Annotated in this window: 12 protein-coding genes and 4 pseudogenes; 9 read left to right on the forward strand and 7 right to left on the reverse strand. The window is 26.9% G+C overall.

Annotated elements, in window-relative coordinates; genetic code table 11:
* Positions 1-448: 448 nt before the first annotated feature.
* Positions 449-2,083, forward strand: a complete 1,635-nt coding sequence (locus DJ007_RS09040) for an IS1634 family transposase (protein ID WP_129409300.1) — start codon at positions 449-451, stop codon at positions 2,081-2,083.
* Positions 2,084-2,528: 445 nt separating this feature from the next.
* Here the strand turns inward: DJ007_RS09040 and DJ007_RS20270 are convergent, their stop codons facing one another.
* From DJ007_RS20270 to DJ007_RS09060, 4 genes are read right to left on the reverse strand one after another with little or no spacing between them, the layout of a single operon-like run.
* Positions 2,529-2,852, reverse strand: a complete 324-nt coding sequence (locus DJ007_RS20270; RefSeq protein ID WP_129409529.1) for a S41 family peptidase — start codon at positions 2,850-2,852, stop codon at positions 2,529-2,531.
* On the reverse strand, positions 2,849-3,112 hold the full coding sequence (locus DJ007_RS09050) for a S41 family peptidase (protein ID WP_129409301.1): 264 nt from the start codon (positions 3,110-3,112) through the stop codon (positions 2,849-2,851). Before DJ007_RS09050 ends, DJ007_RS20270 begins: the two co-directional genes overlap by 4 nt.
* Positions 3,109-3,672, reverse strand: a complete 564-nt coding sequence (locus DJ007_RS09055) for a PDZ domain-containing protein (RefSeq protein WP_129409302.1) — start codon at positions 3,670-3,672, stop codon at positions 3,109-3,111. Before DJ007_RS09055 ends, DJ007_RS09050 begins: the two co-directional genes overlap by 4 nt.
* 21 nt (positions 3,673-3,693) lie before the next feature.
* On the reverse strand, positions 3,694-4,296 hold the full coding sequence (locus DJ007_RS09060) for a hypothetical protein (RefSeq protein WP_129409303.1): 603 nt from the start codon (positions 4,294-4,296) through the stop codon (positions 3,694-3,696).
* Between the two features lie 262 nt (positions 4,297-4,558).
* Between DJ007_RS09060 and DJ007_RS09065 the strand changes: the two genes are divergently transcribed.
* From DJ007_RS09065 to DJ007_RS09085, 5 genes and pseudogenes are all read left to right on the forward strand, one after another.
* Positions 4,559-5,536 carry a dipeptidase gene (locus tag DJ007_RS09065; protein WP_129409304.1) on the forward strand — a complete coding sequence of 326 codons (978 nt, stop codon included), beginning with the start codon at positions 4,559-4,561 and terminating at the stop codon, positions 5,534-5,536.
* 21 nt (positions 5,537-5,557) lie between these two features.
* A complete protein-coding gene (locus DJ007_RS19210) occupies positions 5,558-5,686 on the forward strand; it encodes a hypothetical protein (protein WP_276318729.1) in 129 nt (42 codons plus the stop codon).
* Positions 5,686-6,374 (forward strand): annotated as a pseudogene (locus tag DJ007_RS09070) (carbohydrate kinase family protein). The gene DJ007_RS19210 and the pseudogene DJ007_RS09070 overlap by 1 nt, the downstream one beginning before the upstream one ends.
* 84 nt (positions 6,375-6,458) lie before the next feature.
* Positions 6,459-9,077 carry an alpha-mannosidase gene (locus DJ007_RS15995; protein ID WP_206076274.1) on the forward strand — a complete coding sequence of 873 codons (2,619 nt, stop codon included), beginning with the start codon at positions 6,459-6,461 and terminating at the stop codon, positions 9,075-9,077.
* The gene (locus tag DJ007_RS09085; protein ID WP_129409305.1) at positions 9,077-9,415 is read left to right on the forward strand and encodes a glycosyl hydrolase-related protein; all 339 of its coding nucleotides are present in this window, start codon (positions 9,077-9,079) and stop codon (positions 9,413-9,415) included. Before DJ007_RS15995 ends, DJ007_RS09085 begins: the two co-directional genes overlap by 1 nt.
* Before the next feature lie 29 nt (positions 9,416-9,444).
* Here the strand turns inward: DJ007_RS09085 and DJ007_RS09090 are convergent, their stop codons facing one another.
* Positions 9,445-9,885, reverse strand: coding sequence for an OsmC family protein (locus DJ007_RS09090; RefSeq protein WP_129409306.1), 441 nt, complete (start codon positions 9,883-9,885; stop codon positions 9,445-9,447).
* Between the two features lie 194 nt (positions 9,886-10,079).
* On the opposite strand from DJ007_RS09090, the pseudogene pcp reads away from it, so the two are divergent.
* Positions 10,080-10,690: pseudogene (gene pcp / locus DJ007_RS09095) on the forward strand (pyroglutamyl-peptidase I).
* A 14-nt stretch (positions 10,691-10,704) separates the two neighbouring features.
* Here the strand turns inward: pcp and DJ007_RS20275 are convergent.
* Together DJ007_RS20275 and DJ007_RS20825 are read right to left on the reverse strand one after the other, a co-directional pair.
* Positions 10,705-11,735 (reverse strand): annotated as a pseudogene (locus DJ007_RS20275) (L-Ala-D/L-Glu epimerase).
* Positions 11,732-13,078 (reverse strand): annotated as a pseudogene (locus DJ007_RS20825) (transglutaminase-like domain-containing protein). The pseudogenes DJ007_RS20275 and DJ007_RS20825 overlap by 4 nt, the downstream one beginning before the upstream one ends.
* A 164-nt stretch (positions 13,079-13,242) precedes the next feature.
* Between DJ007_RS20825 and DJ007_RS09110 the strand changes: the two are divergent.
* A complete protein-coding gene (locus tag DJ007_RS09110; RefSeq protein WP_129409307.1) occupies positions 13,243-14,145 on the forward strand; it encodes a histone deacetylase family protein in 903 nt (300 codons plus the stop codon).
* Between the two features lie 101 nt (positions 14,146-14,246).
* Positions 14,247-14,477 carry a hypothetical protein gene (locus tag DJ007_RS09115; RefSeq protein WP_129409308.1) on the forward strand — a complete coding sequence of 77 codons (231 nt, stop codon included), beginning with the start codon at positions 14,247-14,249 and terminating at the stop codon, positions 14,475-14,477.
* Positions 14,478-14,491: the final 14 nt, after the last annotated feature.

The following is a 14,491-nucleotide window of genomic DNA, read 5'->3' on the forward strand; positions in this document are numbered from 1 at the left end:
GGATAAAAAATATTAAATTTAATTGTAGTAAAAATTATAAAATACAAAGTGTAAAAGTCAACATAAGAATGTTAAAAAGGGAAAATAATAATGTACAAATATGAAGAAAAATTAAAATAAAGAGCAAAACGAATAAGCAGGATAAAGATTTAGAAAAATAAAAATCGTACTTTCAAATGAAGAAAGTACGATAAAAAGAATAAAAGGTGAAATTCAGGATTTTACATAGAACCATTAAAACATAATAAAATTCATATAATCATTTTATTAAAATATCAATAGCTCCTGCCTTTGACAGCAATTTGGCGATTTTAAGGGAAATGGAACGGTAGAATGCGGGTTTGAGGCGTGTATTTTTCAGGAAGTCGAAAAATTGTGTGGCTAACTTTTGTTACAGAGAATTAACTATAATTAGTAATATATTAGTCCTTTTGGTGGTATAATATATATGACAACCACTGAAAGGAGATGTTTTAAAATGTATCCTAAAATATCAAAAGTGAAAGGAAAAAGATATTTAAGGATAATGGAAAGCAAAAGAGAAAATGGAAAAGTGAAACAGCATACAGTAATAAATTTTGGAAATATAGATAAGTATAGTAAAAAAGATATAACAAAACTTGTAGATAGTCTTTTTAAAATATTTGAAATAGATGAATATGAAAAAATAGAAGATGATTTAATGGAAGAAATAGCAAGAAGAAATTACGGAGCCAAAGTAATAGTAAATAAGATATTTGAAAGATATGAGATGAAAAGATATTTTGAAAGACTGGATAAAGAAATAAAATACAATGCAGAAGAAATGTTAAAAATAATGGTGATGAATAGAATAGTAGAACCGAAGAGTAAATTGGGAATATTTAATAATTTAGAGTATTTTGGATATAACAAAGTGGAAGTTAAAAAAGAAAAAGACCTGGAAGAAAAAGATGTAATGCTGCACTGGTTATACAGAACATTGGATATATTGGCAGATAATAAAGAGTCGATAGAAAAACATATGTATAATCAAAGGATAAGTTTGTTTAATACAACGGTAGATTTAGTATTTTACGATGTAACGACATTAGCGTTTGAAACACAACAAACAAATGAAATATTACAAATGGGATATTCAAAAGATAAGAAATTTAATGAATCACAAATAGTATTAGGGATGTCAATAGATCAGGATAGAATGCCAGTTAGTTTTGATATATATGCAGGAAATACATTTGAAGGGCATACATTTAAAGATTCAATAGAAAAAATGAAAAAAGAATATCAATTAGGAAAAGTAATAGTAGTAGCAGATAGAGGAATGATGAGTAAAAAAAATATAGAAGTAGTAGAAAATTCTAATTATGAATTCATAGTAGGAAAATCAATAAAACAAATAAAAAAAGTAAATATATTTGAAGGAGAATTCATAGAACTAGCAAAAGGAATAAAATATAGAGAAGTAGAATATGAAAATAAAAGATTACTCATAATATATTCAGAAGAAAGAGCCAAAAAAGACAGAGCAGATAGACTACGATTAATAGAAAAAGCGAAAAAAATGTTAGAAGAAGGAAATATAGATTCCAAAAGTAAAAGAGGAGCGAAAAAATATTTAAAAGAACAGAACAAACAAAATTATATACTGGACATAGAAAAAATAGAAAATGATGAAAAATACGATGGATACTATGGAATAATAACAAACACAAAACTATCGCCAAAAGAAATATTAGAACAATATCATACATTATGGAAAGTAGAAGAAACATTCAGAACATTAAAAAATTATCTTGAAACAAGACCGGTATTTCATTGGACACCGAAAAGAATAAAAGGACATATTGTAATGAGTTTCATATCTTACATAATTCAAAGAACATTAGAATTAGAACTGGAAAAAAATAATATTGAATACTCTCATGAAAAAATAAGAGAAGCTATAAAAAAAATGGAATACTCTGAAATAAGATTAAAAGACAAATTATTTGCATTAAGAGCCAATTTAAACGATTTTCAAAAAGCCATATTAAAAACATTAAAAATAGAAAAACCGAAAAAAATGATGGAATTAGATGAATTTAAAAAAATAATCTCCTAAAACACGCATGAAAAGCCAAAAAGGAGGAGGTGTGTGGCTAATTTCTCTTTTTATAAAAAGTTAACAATAGCTATTTTTTGAATAATTCTACTTTTTAGAATTTTGTTGATAATAATAGTGTCAAACTCAGGAAAATGGGATAAAAAAATAAAAAGAAATAGACAGAATTTGAATCAATTCAGCGGATAAAAAATATTAAATTTAATTGTAGTAAAAAATTATAAAATACAAAGTGTAAAAGTCAACATAAGAATGTTAAAAAAGGGAAAATAATAATGTACAAATATGAAGAAAAATTAAAAATAAAGAGCAAAACGAATAAGCAGGATAAAGATTTAGAAAAATAAAAATCGTACTTTCAAATGAAGAAAGTACGATAAAAAGAATAAAAGGTGAAATTCAGGATTTTACATAGAACCATTAAAACATAATAAAATTCATATAATCATTTTATTAAAATATCAATAGCTTTTTTTAGCAAGATATCCTTTTCAGGATCTCTGATATTTTCATATATTATTCCATAATCTGGATCATTTATTTTTATATTTGGTTCAATACCTTTTCCTGAAATATTTTCACCTTTTAAGGATATATATTGTCCTACAGGTATTATTATTTTTCTATATTCATCAAGAAAAAATGTTCCTAGAATTTCGGATTTCCCATATGTTCTTTCTCCTATAACTGTTGCAATGTTATTATCTTTAAAATATAACGAAACTAATTCAGAAGCGGAAGCACTGAATCTATTTACTATTACAACTATTTTTTATTTTTTAATTCTTTCCTGTATTTTATTGTATCTATCCTGCTGAGCATATACTTTGACTCTTTAAATTGTATGTTGTAAAATACATTTTGTTTGGAGAAAAGTGAAAGTATTTTTTGAGCTTCTTCTAGAGAACCACCGTGATTATTTCTTAAATCGATAATTAGATTATCTATTTTTCTTTTGATTACAAGATTGATGTAATTATTAAATTTTTCGAATAGACCATCGCCAAAATAATTAATTTTTATTATCATAATTTTTTGTCGTTTTCTTTGATAACTTTTGTATCTATCATTTTATAAAAACCAGGCCTTTTTGAAAAAGAAATTTCAAAGGTTTCTCTATTTTTATTTAAAACAGTTATTGTGAAATTCTCTGTATTTTCAAATTCTGGTAAATCATCTCTTCTAACATCTTTACCATTAATTGCTATTATATAATCTCCTGAACGTAGCCCTTCTTTATATACTTTTGAACCGAAAAATACTTCTTTTATCTCTATTGCTTGTTTTTTGAAATTGTATTTTCCTGTGAATCCCAATTTGTATATATGCTCTGATGAAAGCTCTACATAATTTTCATTTGAATTTATAAAATCACTATATTTTGTATGAAGACCGGTTATTGCATTGTATATCATATCATCAATTTCTTCATCTGTTAGATCTTTATAATAATTATTTTTTATATAATTATACATCTTGCCGAATATATTAATTTTATTTATTTTTAGTTTGTATTCTGTATTTATCCAGATGAGATAAAATATTACTGCTACAATAAGAATATTTAAAACAAATTTTGTTTTCCCCATATTATTCCTCCATTTTATTTATTATAAAAGATAAATAATGAGTGCCCAATAAATATGATCAGATTTTTTTACAATATAGTACATTAGAAGAAAAAATATAAAGGAATATATATATCCTATAAGCAAATAACTATTTAGAGTTAAATAAAATTCAGAATTACTAAGTTGCAATCCATTTACAAATAATGAACCGAATGAACCTATTAAAAAAGGAGCTATAAAACTATCCGGGAACAACTGTTCCAAAACATCCTGTAATTTTATACATAAATAATAAATTAAAGCTATTATAAACATGATTGAAGTTTTATTATAGAAAATATGTATATTGTATCGAATGTTATGATAAACGTGGATTGAGGTTAAAGTTAAGATTAATAATAGCAACTTGGTATCTTTGAAGTCTTCTATAACTTTATTAATATCAATTCTGAGAAAATATAAATTATTATCTTTGATAATAGATCCTAAAACTACAAATAGCATATATATTATAACAAAGTTTAAAATGCTGTTTCCATAAGGTAGATGCATATATAACGCAATATTTGAATATAAAACCATTGAGAAAATGATAAAAAAGTTTGCTAAATCTCTTTTTTCTTTTGAATCATAAAACTCCACACTTTTCCCCCTTTCTGGAATGTATTCGAAAAAATTATATAATACAAATTATTAAATTTTATAATCTCATTTTCTTTTTAAGAGATTTTAATCTTTTTTATGTTTTAAGCCATAAAATAATAAAGGTATTCCACCTTTTATATTTTTCTGTATAAGATTATATCATAAAACATTTTTCATGAATATGATTTTTATTAAATATGATAAAATAATATTAAGCAAAAATTTTGAAATTTTTAATTAATTTAAGGTGGTGGAAGGGATGGATTTATTAAAAGAAAGTATAGTTATTGACGGACATTTTGACCTATTAGATTATGTTTATCATGAAAGAAAAAAAGGTAGGAAGAAAGTAATTTTAGAAGATCATTATCCTCAATTTAAAAAGGGTGGGGTAAATATTATTGTATCATCTTTGTTTATAGAAGATATATATATTCCAGAAATGGCGTTGAGAAATGCATTAGACCAGATTAGCTCTTTGCAATATGAGATAGAAGAGTCTGAAGGAAAGATAATGTTATGCAAAACTTTGGAAGATATAAATTATGTAATTGAAAATAATAAGTTAGGAATAATTCTATCTTTTGAAGGTTTAGAACCCATTGGAAATGATTTATATTTATTACGTATTTTTTATGAATTAGGTGTAAGGCTTGCAGGATTAGTATGGAGTAGAAGAAATTATGTAGCAGATGGTTGTTTTTTTAAACCAAGAATAGAAGGGACTAAAGGTGGTTTAACAGACTTTGGAGTAAAGGTTTTAAAAGAAGCAGAAAGATTGGGAATGATAATTGATATTAGTCATTTAAATGATGAAGGCTTTTGGGATGTTATAAAATTTTCTACAAAACCTATAATAGCCTCACATTCAAATGTGAGAAAAATATTCAGTTCTCCGAGAAATTTAACTGATGAACAAATAAAAGCTATTGCAAAAACAGGTGGAGTTATAGGTATAAATGCAAATGGTTCATTTGTTTCTGATAATCCAGATGAAAATAATGCAGAAGGTTTGATTAAACATGTAGACTATATATCTAATTTGGTGGGAGTAGAACATGTAGGAGTAGGTTTTGATTTTTGTGACATGTTTAGAGAAAGTCCGAAAGATTCATTATCTGGACATCATGAAATGAATTTATTTATTGAAAAATTGATTGAACATGGATATAATGAAAAAGAAATTAAAATGATTTTAGGAGAAAATTTTATGAGATTATATAAAGAATTTTTTTAAGGTGTTGGAAGAGGCGAGATAATGAAAAAGGTTTTAACGGTAGGAGAATTACTTATTGATTTTATATGCCTGGATAGAAATAAGAATATTTCCGAAGGAAATACTTTTGAAAAAAAAGCTGGGGAGCACCAGCTAATGTTGCAGCTGTAATTTCTGTTTTAGGAGGAAAAAGTGCATTTCTTGGTAATGTTGGGAATGATCCGTTTGGAAAATTTTTGGTAGAAGAATTAAAAAATATAATGTGGGCACATCATTAATAACCCTTGATAATAAATTTAATACAACATTAGCTTTTGTTTCTTTAATGGATGATGGAGAAAGAGATTTTGTATTTTTTAGAGGAGCAGATGTTAATTTAAAAATACCAGATAAAAATGCTTTAAGGAATTTTGAGATATTTCATTTTGGTTCAGCAACTGCATTTTTAGGTGGAAAACTGGAAAAAACTTATTTTGAAATTTTTGAATTTGCAAAGGAGAATAATAAGTTTATATCTTTTGATGTAAATTATAGAAGTGACTTATGGAAAGATCCGAAAAAATTAATTAGTTTGAGTAAAAAAATAATTGAACATACAGATTTTGCAAAATTTAGTGAGGAAGAATTATTTTTGTTTTCAGGAAATAGAGATTTAGAAGAATCCATTAATTATATACACGAAATAGGAGCAAAAGTAGTGGCAGTAACTTTGGGTAAAAAAGGATCGATTTTAAGTGATGGAAATAATGTAAAGCAAATAGATAGTATAGATGTAGAAGTTGTAGATTCTACAGGAGCAGGTGATGCATTTGTGGGGCATTTTTGTATAAGATTTCGGAGGGGAAAAGGATTATTTTAAAATAGCAGAGTTTGCAAATGAGATTGGGGATTGGTTTGCACTCAGAAAGGTGCGTTAACAGCACTTGAGTTCAGGGGGGCTAATATGTATCATAAGCTGGATAAGGAATTGAAAAGAATAAATAATATTATAGAAGAAATATTTCCATATCAAGTTGTAGATATTATACCTGTTAATGAAAACTGGAAATTTATTCAGGGAGAAAAAATTGAGGATGTGAATACTGGATATAAATGGGAATATAGTATTTTTCCTGTTAAATTTATAAAAGAAATTAATGTGCCCTATGGGTATTATGGTGAGTTTTGGTTTGGTGGAGAAACATTAATAAGAATAGATGGGAAAATATATGGAGAAATAAACGAGCATCATAAAGAAATAGAATTACCTGCTGGGAAGTATATAATTGAAGCAGAAACTGTGCCATATAATTTGTTTGGTAGACCAGGTAAGGCAATATTTGAAAAAGCAAATTTAATAAAAATAGATTTTAAGGTTAAAAAGTTAATAAGATATATAGCAGGCATATCTCAATTAATGGAAAATGTAGAAGATAATTCATTAATAAATGAGTTGTCAAATCTGATAAATGAGATGTATAAACAACTCGATATTCCAAAAGAAACAAATAATTATTTATCATCTGTAGAAAGAATGCCAGAGACTTTTAAAGAAGTTTCTAATATCTGGTCAAGACCAGAATTTAAAGGATTTTCTGGAGGAAATATAAATGTTTCTAAAGCACTTGAAGTTATAGAAGAGAATTTAAATATTTTAAGAAATAAATATCCCAAAGTAGGGAAGGTGTATGTAACGGGACATGCTCATATTGATTATGCATGGCTATGGCCTATTGAAGAAACTAAAAGAAAAGTTTTGAGGACATTTTCAAATGCCATTCGTTTAGCTGATAAGTATAAGCATTTTACTTTTACACAGTCTACTGCTCAAATGTATGAAGATATTGAAGGAACAGAGCTATTTGAAAAAATAAAAAAGCTTTTTAAAGAAGGAAAATGGGATCCAAATGGTGGAATGTGGGTAGAAGCTGATACAAAAATTCCATCATTGGAGTCATTAATCAAACAATTTTATTATGCTCAAAAATATTTTAAAGAGAAATTTGGTGAATATTCTAATGTTTGTTGGCTTCCAGATGTATTTGGTTTTTCGTGGGTATTACCTCAAATTGCAAAACAGGCAAAAATAGATTATTTTTTTACAACAAAGCTTACATGGAATGAAAAAAATCCTTTTCCTTATGATATTTGTTATTGGCGTGGTATAGATGGAAGTGAAATATTATATCATAGTTTCAATAATCCAAAGGAAGGATATAATGGGTATTTAGATGTGGAATGTACTTTGAAAACGTTTAAAAACTTCAGGAATAGGGATATTTTTGACGGTACGTTATTAACATATGGATATGGAGATGGTGGTGGAGGCCCTTCAGAAGCACATATGATAGATTTTGAAGTTACAAATAAATTACCATATACACCAAAATTAATTCCGGTAACTGCTAGAAAATTTTTTGAAATATTAAATGATGAAATTAAAGGTAAAAAATTACCTGTATGGGATAATGAATTGTATTTTGAATTTCATAGAGCAACACATTTTACACAATTAAATATGAAGAAATATCATAAGCTTTTAGAAGATGAATTATTTTTTACGGAATACATTTTATCTCTTAATAATATCAAATTCGATCTTTCTGAAAGCTGGAAAAAACTTCTAACAAGAGAATTTCATGATATTATTCCAGGTTCTTCTATAAAAGAAGTGTATGAAGAAGCTGAAAAGACTTTAAAAGAAGAAATTGAAAAATGTAAAAACTTAGTCAATGAAAAATTGAAAAATTCTGAGAATACGATACTATTGAATTATGGAAATTATGAAAGCGATAAATATTTTGAATCAGAAGAAAAATTTGAATTAAAAGCACAAAAAACATATGATGGAAAATATTTTTACGAAATAAATAATGTATTACCGATGTTTTCTAATAGAAAAATAAAAGTTGGAGAGCCTGTAATTTTGAATAAACCGTTGAAAAATAATTATATTTTAGAAAACGATAATTATTTAGTGGAATGTTTCGAAGATGTAATAAAGGTGTATGATAAGAAAAATGAAAGAGATTTATTTAAAGGAAAGGGAAATACTTTAGTATTATATGATGATGTTCCTTTAGCCTGGGGTGCTTGGGATATTGATTATAATTACAAAGAATTCGGAGAAATTTTAAAAGCAAAAAAGGTATCAGCGGTAGAAAATGGAGATTTAAGAAAAGTAATCAAATTAGAGTATGAATATGAAACAACAAAAATAATTCAATATGTTATGCTGGTGCAAAAATCAAAGAGGATTGATGTTAAAACAGAAATAGATTGGCATTTAAGAAAAAAATTATTAAAGGCAATATTTCCAATGGATATCTTATCAAGATATGCAAGATTTGATATATCAGGAGGCTACATAACGAGGCCGGTTCATAAAAATACATCATATGAACAGGCAATGTTTGAAGTGTATATGCATAGATGGTGTGAAATATCAGAACCAGATTTTGGAATTGCGATATTAAATAATGGTATATACAGTACATCAATTGATAATAACATATTTGGATTATCTTTAATTCACGGTCCAATTTATCCAGATTTATATGCAGATGAGGGAAACATACATTAATGTATTCTATAATGAGTCATTCAAATAATATTAGAGAAATTATGAAAGAAGCAGAGAAAATAAATAAACCATTAAGGATATTAAAAAAAGAAATAAATATAAATGAGAAAATTTTTGATTTTAACCCATTAAAAGTGATTTCAGTATTCAAAAAAGGAAAAAGATTAATAGTAAGATTGGTAGAAGTTGAAGGTAAAAGAGGTAAATGCAAAATAAACACGAAGTTGAATTATAATAAAGTATATTTATCTGACATTTTGCTTGATAATAAGGAATTAATTTTAGAAAATTATTTTACATATGAACCATTTAAAATTTATACATTGATATTTGAGTAAAATGAAGGAGCAATGCGCTCCTTCATTTTTTAGAATTTTGAAATATTGAATTTTATAGGGGTTGGATTGCGCAAATTATCAGAAATAGGGCATCTTTCTTCTACAAGACGTAACCACTCTTTTAAAGTATCTTCATCTGCATCAGTTTCTAAATTAAAAGAAACATTAATTTGTACATAACCTGTTCTGTCATCAGATGGTTTTCCTAAAAACTTTGCAGGATTTAAATCACCATCAATATCAATGTTCATTTTTCTAAGTTTAAATCCCATTTCCTTTGCTACTAAGTGTCCTACAACATTTAAACATCCTGCAAATGCTCCTAATAAAAATTCAACTGGATTAGCTCCTTCATCTTTTCCGCCTAAGCTTTCTGGTTCATCTATTATCATTTCAAAGTTCCTAGCCTTTACTATTGTTTTTGTTGGATTAGCACTTTCTGATGTGATTTTGAAATTCATAAATGCCATAATTTCACCTCCTATGAAAAGTGGATATTTTTTATCCAATTTAAGTATATAATATTTAGTTTACGTTTTTATGTGAATTTAATAACAGTTTATAGTGAAAAATAGTACAAATTTTATTTAAAAATGTTTTATTTTTAGTGATATAATTATTGTATATATATGTGACAAACAATATAATTTTGTGAGGTGAGTTTATGAAAGTTTTGGTTACAGGGTTTGAACCTTTTGATGGAGAAAAAATAAATCCATCATATGAGGCGGTAAAACAATTGCCAGATAAAATTTTAGATGCAAAAATAGTAAAATTAGAAATTCCAACAGTGTTTTATAAATCAATAGAGACGTTAAGAAGTAAGATGTGTGAAATTCAACCGGAAATAGTTATTTGTGTGGGTCAGGCTGGGGTAGATCGCATATTTCTGTAGAGAGAGTAGCAATAAATATCGATGATGCGAGAATTGCAGATAATGAGGGAAATAAGCCTACAGATAAACCAATATTTTTTGATGGAGAAAATGCATATTTTTCTAATTTACCAATAAAAGAAATAGTGAAAGGAATAAAAGAGGTTGGTATTCCTGGAGAAATTTCGAATTCTGCAGGCACTTTTGTTTGTAATCATTTATTATATGGTTTATTGTATTATATTCAAAGGGATTTTAAGAAAACTTTAGGTGGTTTTATACATGTTCCATATTTACCAGAACAGGTTGTAGAAAAGAAAAACATGCCAAGCATGTCTCTGGATAATATTGTAAAAACTTTAGAAAAAACTATTGAGGTTGCAATACAAAAATATCAGTGAAGGAGTTAACTCCTTCACTGATATTTGTAATAAGGAAGATCGACACTATATTTTCCCCTAAATTTTTCTTCTTTTAGCATTATTGCTGAATCGAGATCATGAAAAACAAAAGCACCTGTTCCTAAAGCAAAATTAACACTTTGATTTATTCCTATGCTCGATTCTCCCATGCATCCTATCATTAACTGTAAATTCGCAGCTTTTACCATTTCCACAATGGCAAGAGCATCAGATATACCAGACTTCATTAACTTTATGTTTATAAAATCCACAGCTTCTAACTTGATTAATCGTAATACGTCATATTTTGTTTTTGCACTTTCATCTGCTCCTACCGGAAAAGGTGAATTAAATCTTACAAATTTTAATCCTTCAAAATCAGTTGCAACAACAGGTTGTTCAAATAAATCTATATTAACGCCTTTTGAATATAAAACTTTTGCGAATTCTATTGCCTGCTTAGGAGTATACCCCATATTTGCATCAACAATATATTTTGCACCTTTTGTATGTTTGTAAATTTCTTCGATAACTTCGATATCTTTTTTAAATCTTCCCCAACTTTGATTTTTATAACTTTAAATCCAGAGTTAAAAATCTCTATGGCATCATTAATCATATTTTCAATGCTATCTATTCCAACAGTTTTGTCGATTTCAATTTGCGTTTTAGCACTGCCAAGGATTTGATAAACAGGTGTATTTATTTCTTCAGAAAAAGCATCAAGAACAGCATATTGAACAGCAGCTTTGATACTTGGAGAAGAAAAGTATTTGTCCATGATGCTAAAAATTTGCCTGTAATTTCTAACATCTTTTCCTATTAATGCTTCTCGAATGCTTGACTCAAGATTAATTAAAGCATCTATTTTTTCTCCGTTAACTCTAAATGATGGAGAAGCTTCACCATAACCTTTTAATCCGTTTTCAAGTTCTATAATTACTTCTATATTATTTGTTTCGTTTGAAATACTTCCAGTGATATGAAATGGTTTATAGTATTCATATTTTCTTTTTTTAAAAGAAATGTTTTTTATTTTACTCATATTTCCGCCTCCTCAAAATTTACAATTTCGATTTTGTATTCAAATTTATCGGAATAAATATTTTCAATTTCTGTTTCTAATTCACCTACCTGGTTATCATATGGATCGCTTCTGTAATATTTTTTATTCTTGAATGGAATCATAAAATCAATATTTGCAGGCATTCTAAACCCATCTAAATTTCCAAAATAAAAACTTCTGAATTCAGGTATTTCTCTTCTTGCACCACCAAAAGATAAATCTGCTGGTATCCATCCATATGGTTCAATATAGAATAATGCCCAATCATGTGGTGATGCAAAATATTTGTTTATATACCATCCTGATTGCCAGCGAGATGGTATTCCAGCTATTCTACACATAGTGATAAACAGAAGAGCTTGAAATCCGCAATCACCTTTTAAATTAGTGGCCACAAATTGAGGTATATTTTCATATATACTATAAGGATTTACATATGAATAATTAACATTTAAAGTAATCCAATTATATATTAATTTAGCTTTTAAATATGGATTTTTTTCATTTCCGATAATTTCTTTAGTTAGTTGTTTTAGATAATATGTAAAAAGTATATGAGGAGCTTTTTCTTCTAAAAATTCCGATAATTTCTGAGGAAAATCATTTTTAACTTTAGTAATGTCAATTTTATTAATCCATTCAGATATTTCGTATTCAAATTCAACATAAAAATTTTTTCTATTTTTGGTTTTATCTTCAAAGAATATAGTTTTTTGTCTGACATCTTTTTCTGAAATAGTATATGTCTTATGACTTGTATCTATTATTTTGACATTTATAACCTGAAACTTTTCAAAAGGAACAGGAAGCCAAACTTTAATATTTTTCCCAAAATATTATCATAATCAGGAATTACAGTTATTTTAGCTCTTATTTTATATTTTTTATTCTATTATTATTTATAATATCTTTTAATCTATTATGCAATAATTCTCTTCCTTTTATAACCTTCTCTTCATTTTTTGTTCTTTCTCTGTATTTTTTATATTTAAAACCGATATTGTATGCAAATCTTTTTTCGAAATATTGTTTTCCGTTAATAATTATGTAGTCGATATCACCATTATTTAATAATAATTCAAATTCAGTATCGGTAAAACCTTTAATAATTTCTTTAGCAATTTTTTTGCATCATCAATGGAATAGGGGTAGTTAATCAAAATTCTATTCATTCTTTCTTTTTCATATAATAATCTTTCTTTTAGTAAATCAGGTAATTTTGATTGTAACTTTTTGTTGATCATATTAATAGCTTTTCCGAAGTTTCCTAAAATAATTTCTTGGGAAATGTCTTCTGGTAAGTTAGCAGTTAAAAACTCCATAAAATCCCCCTTTTTATCAATAAAAAAAGTTCGTTATACTAACAATAAGATTGTATCATATTATTTGCATAAATTCAAGTAAAATATAAAAAATAGTAATTAATTATTTGTTTTTATATAACTCCTTTAAAAAATGGTATAATTTTGTTGAAGGAGGGAGAAAAATGGTAAACATTGTTTGGGGCGAAAAACTTATTGAATACGATTTTGGTGAAGGGCATCCATTGAGAAGTATCAGATGTAAAAAAGGAGTTGATGAAATTCTAAAATCAGATACGGATTATAATTTAATAAATCCAAGATACGCTACAGAAGAAGAATTGTTATTATTTCATACAAAAGACTATATAAAAAGTATAAAAAATAATATAGGTGGTAGTTCAGAGACTCCAATAAAAGATATGTATAATCCTGCAAGATTATCTGTTGGAGCAACATTAACAGTTGTAGAGTCAATAGATGAAAATAATAGAATTTCTGTGAATTTATGTGGTGGCTGGCATCATGCTTTTGAAAACCAAGCAAGAGGATTTTGTATCTTTAATGATGTAGTAATAGGGGCAAAATATTCCCAGAAGAAAGGTTATAAGAAGGTCATGATTATAGATTGGGATGTTCATCATGGTGATGGAACACAAAGAGCCTTTTTAAATGATGATTCTGTTTATACTATTTCTATACACCAGGATCCTTCAACACAATACCCATATTTAACTGGATATACAAGAGAAAACACAAAAACAAATCTAAATATTCCAATTTCTCCAGATGAAACAGAACAAGAGATAATGACTAAAGTATTGTCTACAATACCTAACGAAATAAGATTTTTTAAGCCTGATATATTGATTATACAAATGGGAGTAGATGGTTATAAATATGATCCAATGTCTTCAATTGATTTAAGCGAAAGATTTTATGAATCAATCTCAGTTGTATTGTCGAGGTGTGCTAAAAAGAATAGATTTCCTGTTGTGTTGCTTGGTGGTGGAGGATTTTATTTTCCAAAAACAGCTGAATTGTGGAAATTAATTGTAGAAACTTTTGAGAAAAATATAAAAGAATAACAAAAATGGCAGTGATAACCACTGCCGTTTTTAGCCCTTGTATGGACAGACTTGTAATTTTTTTTAGTTTTTTGAGCTATAATTACCTCAAGGGGGATTTTATGGAAGAATTGTATATAAATGATGATGTATATATTTATTTATTGGCTTTTGATTTTGATTTTAAATTAGACAATCTCGTTTTAAGTTTAATCAATCAATATAATTATGCAGCTTATTCATTGGAAAAATATTGGTCACTAAAAGAAGAAAGAGAGGGATTATTAGAATATCTTCTAAAGTTAATGTTTTTAGTTATTATGCTGAAGCATATATATTTAGACTTAATTTAGTAAAAAATATTGCA

This window comes from Marinitoga lauensis, from assembly GCF_004135675.1.
Classification (GTDB): domain Bacteria; phylum Thermotogota; class Thermotogae; order Petrotogales; family Petrotogaceae; genus Marinitoga; species Marinitoga lauensis.